This is a genomic window from Malaciobacter mytili LMG 24559, from assembly GCF_003346775.1.
Taxonomy (GTDB): domain Bacteria; phylum Campylobacterota; class Campylobacteria; order Campylobacterales; family Arcobacteraceae; genus Malaciobacter; species Malaciobacter mytili.
The window spans coordinates 373,974-388,281 of sequence record NZ_CP031219.1; the positions used below are offsets into that span (position 1 = coordinate 373,974).

General features: G+C 25.6%; 17 protein-coding genes. 12 read left to right on the forward strand and 5 right to left on the reverse strand.

Annotation, left to right across the window (positions count from 1 at the left end; genetic code table 11):
- The first annotated feature begins 89 nt into the window (after nt 1-89).
- The 4 genes from AMYT_RS01950 (at nt 90) to AMYT_RS01965 (ending at nt 2,971) form a co-directional block, all read left to right on the forward strand.
- The gene (locus AMYT_RS01950) at nt 90-692 is read left to right on the forward strand and encodes a DedA family protein (RefSeq protein ID WP_114840887.1); all 603 of its coding nucleotides are present in this window, start codon (nt 90-92) and stop codon (nt 690-692) included.
- Nucleotides 680-1,312, forward strand: coding sequence for an SDR family oxidoreductase (locus tag AMYT_RS01955; protein WP_114840888.1), 633 nt, complete (start codon nt 680-682; stop codon nt 1,310-1,312). Before AMYT_RS01950 ends, AMYT_RS01955 begins: the two co-directional genes overlap by 13 nt.
- A gap of 61 nt (nt 1,313-1,373) precedes the next feature.
- The gene (locus AMYT_RS01960; protein WP_114840889.1) at nt 1,374-2,204 is read left to right on the forward strand and encodes a hypothetical protein; all 831 of its coding nucleotides are present in this window, start codon (nt 1,374-1,376) and stop codon (nt 2,202-2,204) included.
- Nucleotides 2,205-2,206: 2 nt separating this feature from the next.
- Nucleotides 2,207-2,971: an ATP-binding protein gene (locus tag AMYT_RS01965; RefSeq protein ID WP_196779639.1), complete on the forward strand. Its 765-nt coding sequence runs from the start codon at nt 2,207-2,209 to the stop codon at nt 2,969-2,971.
- On the opposite strand, the gene AMYT_RS01970 is transcribed toward AMYT_RS01965, so the two are convergent.
- On the reverse strand, nt 2,968-4,938 hold the full coding sequence (locus AMYT_RS01970; protein WP_114840891.1) for an EAL domain-containing protein: 1,971 nt from the start codon (nt 4,936-4,938) through the stop codon (nt 2,968-2,970). The genes AMYT_RS01965 and AMYT_RS01970 overlap by 4 nt on opposite strands.
- A 141-nt stretch (nt 4,939-5,079) precedes the next feature.
- Between AMYT_RS01970 and AMYT_RS01975 the strand changes: the two genes are divergently transcribed.
- The 7 genes from AMYT_RS01975 to AMYT_RS02005 all read left to right on the forward strand — a co-directional run bounded on the left by AMYT_RS01975 (nt 5,080) and on the right by AMYT_RS02005 (nt 9,360).
- The gene (locus tag AMYT_RS01975) at nt 5,080-5,412 is read left to right on the forward strand and encodes a hypothetical protein (protein WP_114840892.1); all 333 of its coding nucleotides are present in this window, start codon (nt 5,080-5,082) and stop codon (nt 5,410-5,412) included.
- The gene (locus AMYT_RS01980; RefSeq protein WP_114840893.1) at nt 5,381-6,025 is read left to right on the forward strand and encodes a type III pantothenate kinase; all 645 of its coding nucleotides are present in this window, start codon (nt 5,381-5,383) and stop codon (nt 6,023-6,025) included. Before AMYT_RS01975 ends, AMYT_RS01980 begins: the two co-directional genes overlap by 32 nt.
- On the forward strand, nt 6,003-6,611 hold the full coding sequence (hisG, locus tag AMYT_RS01985) for an ATP phosphoribosyltransferase (RefSeq protein ID WP_114840894.1): 609 nt from the start codon (nt 6,003-6,005) through the stop codon (nt 6,609-6,611). The genes AMYT_RS01980 and hisG overlap by 23 nt, the downstream gene beginning before the upstream one ends.
- Nucleotides 6,611-7,303, forward strand: a complete 693-nt coding sequence (locus AMYT_RS01990) for a class I SAM-dependent DNA methyltransferase (protein WP_114840895.1) — start codon at nt 6,611-6,613, stop codon at nt 7,301-7,303. The genes hisG and AMYT_RS01990 overlap by 1 nt, the downstream gene beginning before the upstream one ends.
- A 73-nt stretch (nt 7,304-7,376) precedes the next feature.
- A complete protein-coding gene (locus tag AMYT_RS01995; RefSeq protein ID WP_114840896.1) occupies nt 7,377-7,973 on the forward strand; it encodes an FmdE family protein in 597 nt (198 codons plus the stop codon).
- 66 nt (nt 7,974-8,039) lie between these two features.
- Complete coding sequence (locus AMYT_RS02000) at nt 8,040-8,384, forward strand: hypothetical protein (protein WP_114840897.1); 345 nt, start codon at nt 8,040-8,042, stop codon at nt 8,382-8,384.
- 286 nt (nt 8,385-8,670) lie between these two features.
- Nucleotides 8,671-9,360 carry an outer membrane protein gene (locus tag AMYT_RS02005; protein ID WP_162919455.1) on the forward strand — a complete coding sequence of 230 codons (690 nt, stop codon included), beginning with the start codon at nt 8,671-8,673 and terminating at the stop codon, nt 9,358-9,360.
- Nucleotides 9,361-9,379: 19 nt separating this feature from the next.
- On the opposite strand, the gene trpS is transcribed toward AMYT_RS02005, so the two are convergent.
- Nucleotides 9,380-10,351, reverse strand: a complete 972-nt coding sequence (trpS, locus tag AMYT_RS02010; protein ID WP_114840899.1) for a tryptophan--tRNA ligase — start codon at nt 10,349-10,351, stop codon at nt 9,380-9,382.
- A 193-nt stretch (nt 10,352-10,544) separates the two neighbouring features.
- Here trpS and AMYT_RS02015 point away from each other — a divergent pair, with 193 nt between their 5' ends.
- Entirely contained in the window at nt 10,545-11,480 is a 936-nt protein-coding gene (locus AMYT_RS02015) for a cyclic nucleotide-binding domain-containing protein (RefSeq protein WP_114840900.1), read from the forward strand.
- Here the strand turns inward: AMYT_RS02015 and AMYT_RS02020 are convergent.
- The 3 genes from AMYT_RS02020 to AMYT_RS02030 form a co-directional block, all read right to left on the reverse strand.
- Nucleotides 11,466-12,749: a TAXI family TRAP transporter solute-binding subunit gene (locus AMYT_RS02020; RefSeq protein ID WP_114840901.1), complete on the reverse strand. Its 1,284-nt coding sequence runs from the start codon at nt 12,747-12,749 to the stop codon at nt 11,466-11,468. The two genes, AMYT_RS02015 and AMYT_RS02020, sit on opposite strands and share 15 nt — an antisense overlap.
- A 77-nt stretch (nt 12,750-12,826) precedes the next feature.
- Nucleotides 12,827-13,501: an amino acid ABC transporter permease gene (locus AMYT_RS02025; RefSeq protein ID WP_114840902.1), complete on the reverse strand. Its 675-nt coding sequence runs from the start codon at nt 13,499-13,501 to the stop codon at nt 12,827-12,829.
- Nucleotides 13,501-14,277: an amino acid ABC transporter substrate-binding protein gene (locus AMYT_RS02030; RefSeq protein ID WP_114840903.1), complete on the reverse strand. Its 777-nt coding sequence runs from the start codon at nt 14,275-14,277 to the stop codon at nt 13,501-13,503. Before AMYT_RS02030 ends, AMYT_RS02025 begins: the two co-directional genes overlap by 1 nt.
- Nucleotides 14,278-14,308: the final 31 nt, after the last annotated feature.

A 14,308-nucleotide genomic window follows, 5' to 3' on the forward strand; every position in this document is an offset into this window, starting at 1 on the left:
ATATCAAGTCTATTCTTTAAAAAGTATAAATCCACCATTAACGAAATTTTTGCTAATATTTTTAAAAAATTTTAAAGAAGAGAGTGAAGTTGTTAGAGCCTATTATAAATTATATTGTAAGTACAGTTGGTGCCTTGGGGTATTTTGGGATATTTATTATGATGTTTTTGGAAAGTTCTTTTTTCCCTTTTCCAAGTGAAGTTGTAATGATACCAGCAGGATATTTAGCCTATAAAGGTGAGATGAATATTTTTATAGCTATTTTTTCAGGAATTGCTGGAAGTTTAGCAGGAGCTTTATTTAACTACTTTTTAGCCATAAAATATGGAAGAGCTTTTTTAGTTAAGTATGGAAAATACTTTTTTATAAGTGAAGATACTATTTTAAAAGTAGAAGACTTTTTTAAAGAACATGGACATATCTCTACTTTTTCAGGAAGACTAATTCCTGCTGTTAGGCAATATATCTCTTTTCCAGCAGGACTTGCAAAGATGAATCTTTTTACTTTTTGTATTTATACTACTTTAGGTGCTGCAATTTGGGTGATAATACTTACATATTTAGGATATTTTATAGGTGGAAATGAAGCACTTATAAAAGAGTATTTAAGATATATAATTATTGCAATTTTAATCTGCTTAGCAGCTTTAGCATATTTTTATATTAAAAAGAGAAAAAAATGCAAGCAATAGTTACAGGATATAGCTCTGGAATTGGTAAAGCAATTGCAAGTTTACTTGAAGAAAACTCATATAAAGTTATTAGATTAAAAAGTAGATTAAATGATAAAAAAGCTTTAGAAAAAGAAGTAAAAGAACTACTTAAAAGCCAAGAAGTAAATTTACTTATAAATTGTGCAGGAGTAGGGGTATTTAAGCCCCATGAAGAGATAAGCTTAGATAAAATTCAAGAGTTAATAGATGTAAATTTAACTGCACCAATAGTTCTAACAAATCTATGTTTAAGAAGCCTAAAAAAAACAAAAGGGCATATTATAAATATCTCATCAATAGAAGCCACAAGGCACTCAAAATTTTCAGCACTTTATACAGCAACTAAAGCTGGACTTAGGAACTTTTCTTTGGCACTTTTTGAGGAACTTAGGCGTTGTGATGTAAAAGTTACAAATATAAATCCAGACCTTACAAAAACAAACTTTTTTGAAGAGTTTAATTTTGAGCCAAGTGATAGTAAAAATGCCCATCTAATTCCAGAAAATATAGCAAAAGCTGTATGGGAAGTGATAAATTTTGATGGGGTTATTACTGAACTTACAGTAAGACCACAAAGGCTTGAAATTAAAAAAAAGTAAAACTTTTACTTTTATGAAAATATAACTTTTTTTGGAAATACTATTTAGATATAATAACTTTATGAAAAATTTTATATTAACAAATTGGAATAAACTTTTATTATTGTTTTTTACTTTTATAGCACTTTTTTTTGCCCTTTCTCTTACAATAGATGAAAATGCAAAAAAATTAGTTGATGATTCTTTCACTCAAGCTATTGTTGTATTTGGTAGTGCAAAAGCTTTAAATGCTGTTATCTCACTTGCCCAAGGAACACAACTTGATTTACCTTTTGTTACGGTTGCCATAGGAGAAGTGCTTGACCCAATCAATGATTTAGTTGAGCAGTTTTCTTTAATAATGCTTGCAAGTATGACTTCTTTGGGTATTCAAAAAATACTTTTAAATTTTGTATCAAATGAGATTTACAATTTTGTACTTATAGTTCTAATTATAATTTTTAATTTATGGTTATTTAAAAGATTTAAAAAAGATGAAAAGTTAAGAGAAATATTTTTTAAAACAACTTTTATTCTTTTATTTTTAAGATTTTCAATCCCTTTGATTGGGTATATTAATGAAGTTTCATATAACTACTTTGTAAAGCCAGAGTATAATATCGAAAAGTTAAATGAAAATATTATAAAAGTAAAAGATGAAGTAAGTAGAGTAAATCAAGAAACAATAATGCAAAAAGAACAGAGTTCTTTCTTTGAAAAAATTAAAGAGAAATTTGATAGTAAATATTATGAAAAAAAGATTGAAGAATATAAAGTTGCAGTTGATAATTCAAGCAATTATATTGTTGATTTAATAATAGTATTTATTTTTCAAACAATTTTTCTACCACTTTTATTTTTATTTATCTTATATGGATTTATAAAATCTATTTTTAATATGGGAAGGTCATAATGATAGTTGATTGGTCAAATACATATGCTGCAATATATAGGGCAAAAAAACAGACTTTAAAGCCTGTAAAATATCTAGATGAAATCTCTTTTGAACACTTAGTAGGTATAGACAAACAAAAAGAAGCACTAATTGAAAATACACAAAGATTTTTAAATAATCTTCCTTCAAATAATGTTTTATTATGGGGTGCAAGAGGAACAGGTAAATCTTCACTTATAAAAGCAGTTTTAAATAGATATAAAACTGAAGGGCTAAGGGTTATTGAAATAGATAGGGATGATTTAGATGATTTAATAGAAATCTCTGATGTAATACGAGAAGAACCATATAAATTTATAATTTTTTGTGATGATTTATCTTTTGAAGAGGGAGAAAAAGGCTATAAAGGTTTAAAAAGGATTTTAGAAGGTTCTATTGAAGCTACTCCTACAAATATCAAAATTTATGCAACTTCAAATCGAAGACATCTAATAACTGAATATCAAAGGGATAATAATGGAACAGTTGTTGGAAATAATGGAGAGATACATTATAGTGATAGTGTAGAAGAAAAAATCTCTTTAAGTGATAGATTTGGACTTTGGTTAGGTTTTTATCATGGTACTCAACAAGAGTATTTAAAAGTTGTAGAAAGCTATTTTAAAGAGTATAAAGCAGATAAAGAAGAACTTTATAAAAAGGCTTTACAGTTTGCTCAAAGTAGGGCAAGCAAAAGTGCTAGAACTGCAAAACAATTTTATAATAGTTTTTATAATAAAGCCTAAATTTCTGCTTTAGGCTTTTGTATATAATATCCTTGAAGATAATCAACTTCTAAACCTATTAAAAGTTCATAGATTTCTTGATTATGAACTTTTTCAGCAACAGTTTTTATATTTAATTCATGAGCAAAGTTTATAATACTTTTTACAATTTTTAAGGCTTGTTTATCCATATGAATATTTTCAATTAAAGAACTATCAATTTTTAAATAATCAATATCCAATTTAGTAATATAAGCAAAGTTAGAATACCCAGACCCAAAATCATCAATAGCAATTTTTACTTTTTTATCTTTTAGTTTTTTTATAAATTCATTAATAATATTAAATTGACTTAACTCTTCACTTTCTAAAAGTTCAATTGTAAGTTTAGAGCCAATTTGATATTTATCAATCATTTTAAATAAATAGTCAATAGTCTCTTGATTTTTTATATCATCCATAGAAAAATTTATAGAAAATTCAAACTCTTTTTTATCTTTAAAATATTCAAATGTTTTATAAATAATTGTTTGAGTGATTTTATGATATTGCTTTGAGTTTTTAGAGATTTGCAAAAACTTATCAGGAGTTAAAGTCTCTTCTTTTCTTACAATTCTTGCTAAGGCTTCATATTTGTCTATCTTTCTTGTTTTTGCATTTTCAATTGCTTGAAAAAAGGGAACTAATTGGTTATTTAATAAAGACTCTTTTAAAATAGAAGTTAGTTTTATATGATTTTTATATTCATCTTTTAGTGTTAATTCATCATTAAAAATCTCAAAATCTTTTTTCTCTTTTTTTGCATTTCTAACTGCTAAAATAGCCTTTTCTAAACCTCTTTGTGTAGTGTTGAAAACTACTCCAATTGAAGCTTGAATACAAATATCAATTTGTTTATATGTAAAATGTGTTTTTTCTATTTTTTCTAATAACTCTTTACAAAAGTTTATATTTATTTCATTAGTTGTTAAAATAGCAAATTCATCACTATGAAGTCGATATACTTTGCCAGTTTTTTGTGTATAGTTTTCTAAAAGATTAGCAATTTTTTTCATAAGAAAATCTCCAGCTTTTACACCATAAAAACTATTAATTGTTTTAAAAGAATCTAGTGAAACCACTATAATTGAGTACTTTTTTAATTTTTTAATATCTTCTTGCAGTTTTATTAAGTTTGGCAATTTAGTAAGATTGTCTTTATATAGATTATTTAATAATTTATTGTAGTAATAAGTTATAGTATCTAGTAGTTTATTAAAACTATTTTGTAAAAGAAAAATCTCAATAGTTTTAGTTTTTATATGGGCTCTTTTAGAAAAACTTTTAGTTTCTATTACTTTTTTTATCTCTTCTGTAAAACTAACAACAGGTTCTATGATTTTTTTATTAATTATTTTATAAAAAATAAAAAAGTAAAGAATCATAAATAAGATAAAAAATATAAAGAAATAGTATACAACAATATCTAAAGAGATTTTAATTTCATTTGGAGGGTATGCGACTTCTAATACTCCATTTATATCACCAACTTTTGTATTGTAGTGGCAAGTAATACATTCATTTGATACTTTTATTGGAAATAAGTATCTAATACTTCCATCTTCTTGAATAAGAAACTGCTTTTCTCCAAGCATAGCTTTTTGGATAAGTTTATCATTTTTTACAATTAATTTATCTTGTTTATTTTCTCCTAGTATCTCTTCTACTTTAGAACTTCTATAAGAATGAACCTTAAGACCTTCTCTTATATGTTCCATTCTTTTTAAAATCTTTGCTAAATCCTCTTTTGCCCAACCTTCTTGCATCCTTGTGTACATATTTTCAAAGATAAGTTCACTTGTCTTTCTAGCATCATCTTCTGCAAGATTTGTAAGGGCTGTTTTTTTTATATAAATAGTAGCAAAAAATATAGAAACTACTCCAAATAAAAGTAGAACTATCAGTATTCTTAAAATTAAAACTTTATTTGTGATTAAAACTTTTTTCATATAAAAACTCTCGTATTTTTCTTAATAGATTGGAATTTTATAGTATAAATACTATAGAGTAATTTAAAATTTTTAGAATTTTTTTATTTTATGAAATTAACTTAGATTTAGATATAATAGTAACACTTTAAAAGGATAAAATTGAAAGAATTAACTACTTATTATACAAAAAAAAATATATTATTTAAAAATATTTCTTTGATAGAACCTAAAGTTTTGGGAAGTAGAAAGAAAATTGAGATTTATACTGCAACAGATATAAAATCTTCTTATTGGGCTATTTTTAAAGTAGATTCAAAAAGTAGATTTATTAGAAAAAATGCACAAGAATTATTAGAACTTTATGAAAAACTAAAAGAGTATAAAGACCATAATTTTAAATATAAAGAGTTAGTTATTACTTCACCTATTTGTTCTAAAGCAAAAACTTTTTTACAAGAAAATGATTGGAGAGTTAGAGTTGATTTTATGTGATATTGGAAATACAACTTTTCATTTTTTAATAGATGATGTTGAACAAAAATATTTTTTAAATGAAAGATTGCCTGATTTCAATGAAACTATTTATTATATCTCTGTAAATGATAATGCAACAGCAAATTTAAAACATTCTAATGATGATTTGGTTGATTTAGAACAATATGTTAATTTTAAAACAAAATACAAGGGTATGGGCTTAGATAGAAAAATCGCTTGTATTGGTTATGATGATGCGATTATTGTAGATGCAGGAAGTGCGATTACAGTTGATATTATGAAAAAAGCAAAACATAAAGGTGGGTTTATTTTACCTGGACTTAAATCTATAAAAGATTTATATCCTAAGATTTCCCATAAATTACAGTTTGATTTTAATACAAAGGTAAATTTAGATAAAATCCCACTTTGTACACAAGATGCTATATCATATGCTATATTACAATCAATAATTGAACCAATTAAAAAGATAAGAAAAAAACAGCAAATAATATTTACTGGTGGAGATGGAGAGTTTTTAAGTAAATATTTTGAAAACAGTATCTATAAAAAAGATTTGATTTTTGAAAATATGAAAAGGATAATTAATGCTAACAATTGCATTGCCTAAGGGAAGAATTGCAGAAGAAACTTTAGAAAAATTTGAAAAAGCTTTTAATGAAAAGTTTATATTTGAAGATAGAAAATTAATACTAGAAAAAGGTGACTTTAGATTTTTAAATGTAAGAAACCAAGATGTACCTACATATGTTATGCATGGAGCAGCTGATTTGGGAGTTGTTGGGCTTGATGTTTTAGAAGAAAAAGAGTATGACTTAATTAAGTTATTGAACTTACACTTAGGAAAATGTAAAGTAGCTTTTGGTCTAAGAAAAGGTGAAGAGCTAGATTTTAGTAAAAGTGAAATAAAAGTTGCTACAAAACATGAAAATATTGCAAAAAAATATTTTGAGCAAAAGGCAATGGCTGTTGAAATTATTAAACTATATGGTTCAATAGAATTAGCGCCTATTGTAGGACTTAGTGATTGTATTGTGGATATTGTAGAAACAGGAACTACTATGAAACAAAATGGGCTTGAAGTGGGACCAACTATTATGGAGAGTTCAGCTCATTTAATAGCAAATAAAAACTCATTTTACGCTAAAAAAGATAAGATTTTAGATCTAAAAGAGAGAATAGAAAAAGTATTATAATGGGATTAGAATTATATTCAAAAATAGAAGCATATTTAGATTTTGAAGATGAGGTTTACTCACTACATAAAGAGTTTATGACTTTTGTAATGGTAAATGAACTTGATAATATTATTGATATTGGATGTGGTCAAGGTTACTTTTTAGAAAATCTAAAAATTAATGGTAAAAAAGCCTTTGGGATTGATTTAAGTAGTGAACAAGTAAAAGTTTGTTTGCAAAGAGGTGTTGATGCACAATGTATGCCTTTAAATGAAGTAAAAGAAAAATATGATTGTGCAACAGCTATCTTTGATGTAATTAATTATATCCCTAAAAAACCTTTAAAAGAGTTTTTTAAAGACACTTATAATGTTTTAAATGAAGGTGGATATTTTATGTTTGATGTAAACTCACTATTTGGTTTTAGTGAAGTTGCAGATGGAAGCCTTACAATTAATAAAGAAGATATTTTTATAGCAATTGATGCAGTTTATGATAATGAAGAATTAAATACAAATATAACTTTATTTGAAAAACAAGAAAGTGGTTTATACGAAAGACAAGAAGATTGTATTACTCAATACTATCATGATAAAAATAGCTTAAAAAAACTACTAAAAGATGCTGGTTTTCATGTGGAAAAGATAAAAGAGTTTAATCTACATGGATATGACCAAGCTGATAAATATATATTTATTTGTAAAAAATAAAGACTTATTTTAAATCAATGACTTATTAAAAGGATTTATATAAGATTATAAATCTTTTTTAATAAGGAAAATAATGAACTATCCAAATTTTTATAATCAAATTGAAAATATAAAACTACAAGATAATTTATCTGATTTTTTAGGTGCATTTGAAGAAGGGATTATTGAGTTTTCCTATTTAGATGTGGTTAAAATAGCAGGACATTCTTGCCCAACAGTATTGGGGGCATATCTTATGACTTTGGAAGGCTTAAAAGCTTTATACCCTTTAGAATTACCTAAAAGAGGTGGGATAAAAGTAGAATTTAAAGAGAGCCTAACTGATGGAACTGCTGGAGTTGTAGCTAATGTAATAAGTGCAATCACAGGGGCTACTACAAATAGTGGCTTTAAGGGAATTTCTGGAAGTTTTGATAGAAGAAACTTACTATTTTTTGAAAAAGAAATATCTTCAAATGTAAAATTCACAAGACTTGATACACAAGAGAGTGTAGAGGTTTTTTATGACCCTTCATCTATTTTATTTGATGAAAATATGCAAATACTTATGAAAAAAATGATTCAAAAACTAGCAACTAAAGAAGAAAAAATCAAGTTTGGAATACTTTGGCAAGAAAGAGTTGAAAAAATCTCAAATAATATAAATAAAGTAATAAAAACTATTAAATAACTTATTATATTATTACTTAAACTTAAATTAAGCTTTTAAGGATTAAGATTCTTTAAAGGCTTAATAATGAAAAAAGTTATTATTATTAATATATTATTGTTTTCTTTTGTCTTACACGCATCAAATAAAATAAAAGAAGTAATTAAAGATAAAGATTTATTTGAAGGACAAAAACAACAGTATAAAAATTTACAAGATAAAAGTAATGAAAAAATACCTTTTTTTAATGTCCCTAAACCACAACTTTTAAAAAGTGATGATAAAAGATGTTTTTTTATCAATCATATAAATACAGACTCTACTACACTTCTTTCTTCTTTGGAAAAAGAAAAAATCTTAGAGAAATATCTAAATAAATGCAATACTTTAGTAGATTTAAAAAACATAAAAAATTTAAAAAAAAAGCTATAAAAAAATAAAGTTATATTTATTTTTAATTTAAAATATCACTTTTTATTTTTATTTCAATACGAAATTAATAAGAATTATAATAATTGTTAATCAAAAAACAATCTTCAAAATCCCTATATTTATAATAGATAGCAAAAATAACACTTTTGAGTCTTTAATATAACTTTTTCTTTTTTTCTATTAAATATAATAAGATGAATAATAATTTATTATATTATTAATTTATATATATTATAAAAAAATTACGTTAAGATTTATGAAATTTACAAAAAAAGGAGAAATAGTTATGAGTAAATTTCTAAGAGTTTTTATTGGGTTAATGTTGTTTATTTCAACATATAGTTTTGCAGATAGTAGTAATAAGTTTTATATTAAGACAGGGATAAGTTTAAATAAAACTTCTAGTCAAGTTGTAAATGTACGTGATGAGTATGATTCATTTGACTTTGATTTTAAATCTAAAAGTTATGGGAGCTATACTTTAGGGCTTGGGTATGAAGTAAATAGTTTTTATAATATAGAAGCTTTATTTCAATATACTCCAAAAATCAATTATAAAGAAAGAGAGATAGAACATGAAACGAAGGTTGATCATTCTGCATTAATATTAAATAATATTATTAGTATTCCAGAGCTAATTGATGCAAAATGGCCTATAAAACCATATGTAGGTTTAGGATTAGGGTTTGTAAGATATAGTATAAAGATACCGTATACAGAGTATAGTTATACATCTACAGGTTATGATTATAAAGAAAAATATACAAGAGATAGTGGGACAAATTTTGTATGGAAAGCAACAGTGGGTACAGTATATCCTATAACTAAAAGTATAGATTTAGATTTATCTTATTCTTATGGAGATTATGGAAACTTAAAAGCAAAAGAATTTAGTAAAGAATTTGAATTAACAAAAGATTTTTCTTATAGTTTAAAAGCTCATGAACTATTTTTAGGTTTAAGATATAAATTTTAAAAGGGCAGGTGCCCTTTTATTAGTATAGTCCAAGTCCTACGATTTCTCTTATTTGTTCCATCTTTGCTCTTGCAACTTTTCTTGCTTTACTTGCTCCAAATTCAAGTATCTCTTTTACTTTTTGTGGATTGTTTATAAAGTATTCTCTTTTTTCTGCATATGGTTCAAAATGTTCATTTATTTTATCAAGTAAAGTTAGTTTAAAGTGACCATATCCTTCACCAGGAGTTGCATATCTTTGTTGTAGTTCTTTTAGCTCTTCTTCACTCATAAATAATTCACAAAGTTTATAGATATTGCAGTTTTCCCACTCTTTTGGTTCATCTAACTCTTTTGAATCAGTAACTATACTCATAACTTGTTTTTTTACTTTTTTCTTGCTTCCAAACATATCAATAGTATTTCCATAAGATTTTGACATTTTTGCTCCATCTGTTCCTGGAACAGTGGCAACAATCTCATCAACTTTTGCTTCAGGAAGAATTAAAATCTCTTTTTTATAAGCATGGTTAAATGAGTTTGCAATATCTCTTGTCATTTCAACATGTTGGATTTGGTCTTTCCCTACTGGAACAATATTTGAATCAAATAGTAAAATATCAGCAGCCATTAAAACTGGATATGAAAACAGTCCATGATTTGCCTGAATTCCTTTTGCTGTTTTATCTTTATATGAATGTGCTCTTTCAAGTAGTCCCATAGAAGTATGATTTGATAATATCCAGTATAACTCAAGTACCTCTTTTACATCGTGTTGTACCCAAAATGTAGATTTTTCCGGGTCCATTCCTAAAGCTAAAAAATTAACTGCAGCTTCAAAAATATTGTTTTCTAAAGCCTCTTTTTCTTTTACCGATGTTAAAGCATGATATGATGCTAAAAATGCAAATAGTTCACCATCATCTTGTGATTCTACCATTTTTTTGATCATACCAAAATAGTTTCCTATATGAATTGTACCTGATGGTTGAATTCCTGATAATATTCTCAAATTAAAATCCTTCTGTTTTTTGGGGAAATTATATCTAATTTAGGCTAAAATAGTGTATCAAGTATAAGACACAAAGAGAGAAGCATTGGAAGGGTATATTAGGTCAAAACTCGATAATTTCTATAAGATTATAGAATATCATGACACTATATTAGGGATAAATGAATCCTTACAAAACAACGAATATTTAAATATGAAAGATAAAATTTTCAATATTATAAATCTTTTTTCAGTGATGGATGAGAATTTTAAAACAGAATTAATGAAAAAGTTTCTAAATGATACTGTTTCACTAATCAACTATTTTTATGATGTAGAAATAAAATATAATATTGAAAAAATATATAATGAGTTTGAAAATAAAAAAGATATAAAATTCGAAGAATTCAATAAAGCTTTTAGTAAAGTACTAAAAGAAGAGAAGCTAAGAGCAGTTAAGATAATGAATACAAAGTTATATTATCTTGATTTGTATATTTGGCATGAAGCTATGCGTTCAAAAATACTTACAAAGTTTATTAAGAATTTTACTACTTCAAATATCTTTGGAACAAAAGAGTTTCTAAGACATACAAATAAAAAGTTTGATACAATCTGTAATTTCAAGATACAAACAGACACAAAACCTTTAGACATCTCATATACAAAGTTAGAAATTGGCGAATTAAAATCACTTGAACCTAAAGATGAAATAGAGTGTGATGAGATAATTCAAAGATTGGTTGATTCAAAAAAGAATATTAAGTTTTTTAAAGATATGAGAGATGAAGATATTAAGCATATTATAAAAGATGTAAAATTTATTAGATATAAGCCCCATGAAATTATTTTAAATTTAAATGAAGAAGGTGATGAAATTTTCTTTATTTTAAGTGGAACATGTAGAGCAATTATTGGAGCTAAAGTAGTAGGAGAATTAAAAGAAAATCAAATCTTTGGAGAGTTTTCACCTATTACTAAAGAAAAAAGAAGTGCAACTGTAAGAGCAAATACAAAGGTGGAAGTGATTAGTTTCAAACTAGCACTTGAGTTATATGAAGAAGACCCTTATGTATTTACTCACTTATATAAAAATATTATTGGTGAACTTATAGCAAAAATCAATGCAAAGAATCTAAATAAGCTTTAGTTTTGTTTTAATTCTTTGCTCAATTAGATTTATATGCATTATTAAATTATAATATTCTCCCATAAATGAAAGAGGCACTTTTGTCTCTTTTGAAATTTCCTCTTGAAGCTTTTGGATTTTTTCTAATTCAAGTTCTAACTCTTGTTTATTTAATGTTCCTATTTTTTTATCAAAATCTTTTACTTCTTCATACCATTTATAAATTTTTGATCGCATACTCCATTGATATAAAGGAAATACCCCTTTGTATAAAGGTAACATTAAAGTAATAAGAGGGATTAAAAATATTTTTAATCTATCAATATTTGAAGCTATCCAATATGGAAAGATTTTTTCTAGCCAAGTATCTCCATTTTGAAAATATATTTGTGCTTCATCGTGAACTTCTAGTTTCATATTTAAAATATTTGGAAATTCTCCTTGCTTTGCAAAAAGGTCTTTATTATTGTGTACTTCTTTTACTTTTTTTAAAAAAATTCTTATTAACTCTTCAGAAAAACCATCTTTTACTACTAAAGTAGCAGCAGAAGCTAAAAGATTGATATTTTCATCTGGAAGATTTTTATATAAATCTAATGTGCCTTCATATAAAGTTAGGGATTCCAAATAAGAGTATTTTCTACTATATGCCTTTGCTCTTTTAAAGCTTAAGATATTTATATTTGGATTTGCAAGTAGTTCTTTTACTATTTCTGAGTTTTGAGAGCTTACCACAAAAAGTGTATCAAGTTCACCTTTTAAAAGAAGTTCTTTTGCCTTTTCATTTGTATAATTTAATATTGTTGAGTTTTCTTTTGTAATTCCATTGTCTTTTAATATCTTAGAGACAAGATTTTGTGTGCCACTACCAACTTCCCCAATAGAGATTTTTTTAGTTATTAATTGAATAATATAATCAATTTTAAAACCTTCATTTTTATAAAACACCCATAAAGGTTCATAATATATAGAAGCTATTGCTTTAATGCTATTATCTTCTTGTGCTGTAATAGAGCCATTTTGCATAAATGCAATATCAGCTTTATTTTCTTGTAAAAGCTTGATATTATCCATAGAGCCTTTAGAAGTAATAAGATTTACTTTTACTTTCTCTTTTTCTAGTAACTCTTTATATATTAAAGCTGTTTTATAATAATTTCCATCTTCTGTGCCTGTTGCAATAGTTATCTCTTTTTTTGGTGCAGGTTTTACAAACTTGGAAGTTATATAAAAAGAAGCAATTATTAGTAATAAAATGGGAATTGATATTGTAAAAAATCTATTTTTCATACTCTGAAACTTTATATTAAGATTATTAACTTTATAGAAAAATTGATAAATCTATTATAAAAGAGTATGAAAATAATTTAGATTGAGTAAGCTTTGTTTAGTCTTTTCTCTATTCTTTTTTGAAGATATGTAAATGTTATTACTATTACCCAATATACAAGAGCCACTGCTAAAAATGCTTCAAAGTATTTATAACTACTTGAGGCTTCAAGCTGTGCTTTTGCCATAATTTCTGGCACACCAAGAGTAAATGCTAAAGAAGTGCTTTTTATTAGATCAATAAAATTGTTCATTAAACTTGGGATTGCTACTCTTATAGCTTGAGGTAAAATAATATGTGAAAAACTTTGTGTTTTTGACATCCCTAAAGAAGAAGCAGCTTCAAATTGTCCTTTGTCTATTGATGAAATAGCTCCTCTTATAGATTCAGCCATATATGCAGAAAAATGCAAAGACAACCCAGCAATTGAAGCACTATACGCATCCAAATTTGAAAAAATAGGAAGGATTTGAGGTAGTCCAAAATATAATAAAAATAGCTGAACTATTAAAGGAGTTCCTCTTAAAAAAGAGATATATAAATCACAAAATGATGATAAAAATTTTATCTTAAAAGTTTTTATTATTGCTATAATTATTGCTATTACTAAAGCTATGGCAGTTGCGATAAGTGCCATAGAAATAGTAATATCTATATATTTAAAAAGTATTGGGAAAATTCCCAATGTATAATCTATATCAAAGCTAGTCATTATTTCTCTGTAATATTAGTATCAAACCATTTTACTGAAATATTTTTTAATGTACCATCTTTTTTTAACTCTTCAATAGCTTTATTTACCTCTTCAAGTAAAGCTTTATTTGCTTCATTTTTTACAAATGGAAAAGAGTTTGTTAAAATTTCTAAAGGCTCACCTACTATTTTAAGAGGTAGATTTGCTTTTTTGATAAGTTCTACTGCTGAAATTCTATCTTGAACAAAAGCGTCAATTCTTTTTAGTTTTACATCTTGCTCAAATCCATTACCTTCATAAGTTATAAGTGTAACTTCATCATTTTTATCTAAACTTTTTACTATTTGTGCGTAGTTTGTACCAAGTGTAACACCTACTTTTTTACCTTTTAAATCTTCAAAAGATTTAATTTCATTATTGTCTTTATGTACAATAATTTGTGCTCCATCATAAACATATGGTGTTGCAAAATAGTACTTTTCTAATCTTTGAGGTGTTGTTGTAATTTGATTTGAAATAGTATCAATTTTTCCTGTTTCTAACATTCCAAATAAACCTGAAAATTTTGCAGTTTTAAATTCAATAGTAGCACCTAATTTTTCACCAATTGCATTCCAAACATCAATTTCAAAACCTTTTAATTGGTCATTTTCATAAAATGTAAAAGGGAAGTATCCACCTGAAGTTCCTACTTTGATAACTTTTTTTTCATTTGTTTGTGTAGAATTGTTTTCTCCACATCCAACAAATAAAAAAGTAAGGATAGTTAAAAAAGTTAAAATTATCTTATTCATAATATTCCTTTATAATATTTTTTATAATTTT

Coding starts and splice junctions, on each gene's coding strand:
- AMYT_RS01970 (WP_114840891.1), bottom strand. CDS start 4,938: ATGAAAAAAGTTTTAATCACAAATAAAGTTTTAATTTTAAGAATACTG.
- AMYT_RS01980 (WP_114840893.1), top strand. CDS start 5,381: ATGATTGGAGAGTTAGAGTTGATTTTATGTGATATTGGAAATACAACT.
- AMYT_RS01955 (WP_114840888.1), top strand. CDS start 680: ATGCAAGCAATAGTTACAGGATATAGCTCTGGAATTGGTAAAGCAATT.
- AMYT_RS01995 (WP_114840896.1), top strand. CDS start 7,377: ATGAACTATCCAAATTTTTATAATCAAATTGAAAATATAAAACTACAA.
- AMYT_RS02015 (WP_114840900.1), top strand. CDS start 10,545: ATGAAAGATAAAATTTTCAATATTATAAATCTTTTTTCAGTGATGGAT.
- AMYT_RS01960 (WP_114840889.1), top strand. CDS start 1,374: ATGAAAAATTTTATATTAACAAATTGGAATAAACTTTTATTATTGTTT.
- AMYT_RS02025 (WP_114840902.1), bottom strand. CDS start 13,501: ATGACTAGCTTTGATATAGATTATACATTGGGAATTTTCCCAATACTT.
- AMYT_RS02020 (WP_114840901.1), bottom strand. CDS start 12,749: ATGAAAAATAGATTTTTTACAATATCAATTCCCATTTTATTACTAATA.
- AMYT_RS02030 (WP_114840903.1), bottom strand. CDS start 14,277: ATGAATAAGATAATTTTAACTTTTTTAACTATCCTTACTTTTTTATTT.
- AMYT_RS02005 (WP_162919455.1), top strand. CDS start 8,671: ATGAGTAAATTTCTAAGAGTTTTTATTGGGTTAATGTTGTTTATTTCA.
- hisG (WP_114840894.1), top strand. CDS start 6,003: ATGCTAACAATTGCATTGCCTAAGGGAAGAATTGCAGAAGAAACTTTA.
- AMYT_RS01990 (WP_114840895.1), top strand. CDS start 6,611: ATGGGATTAGAATTATATTCAAAAATAGAAGCATATTTAGATTTTGAA.
- AMYT_RS02000 (WP_114840897.1), top strand. CDS start 8,040: ATGAAAAAAGTTATTATTATTAATATATTATTGTTTTCTTTTGTCTTA.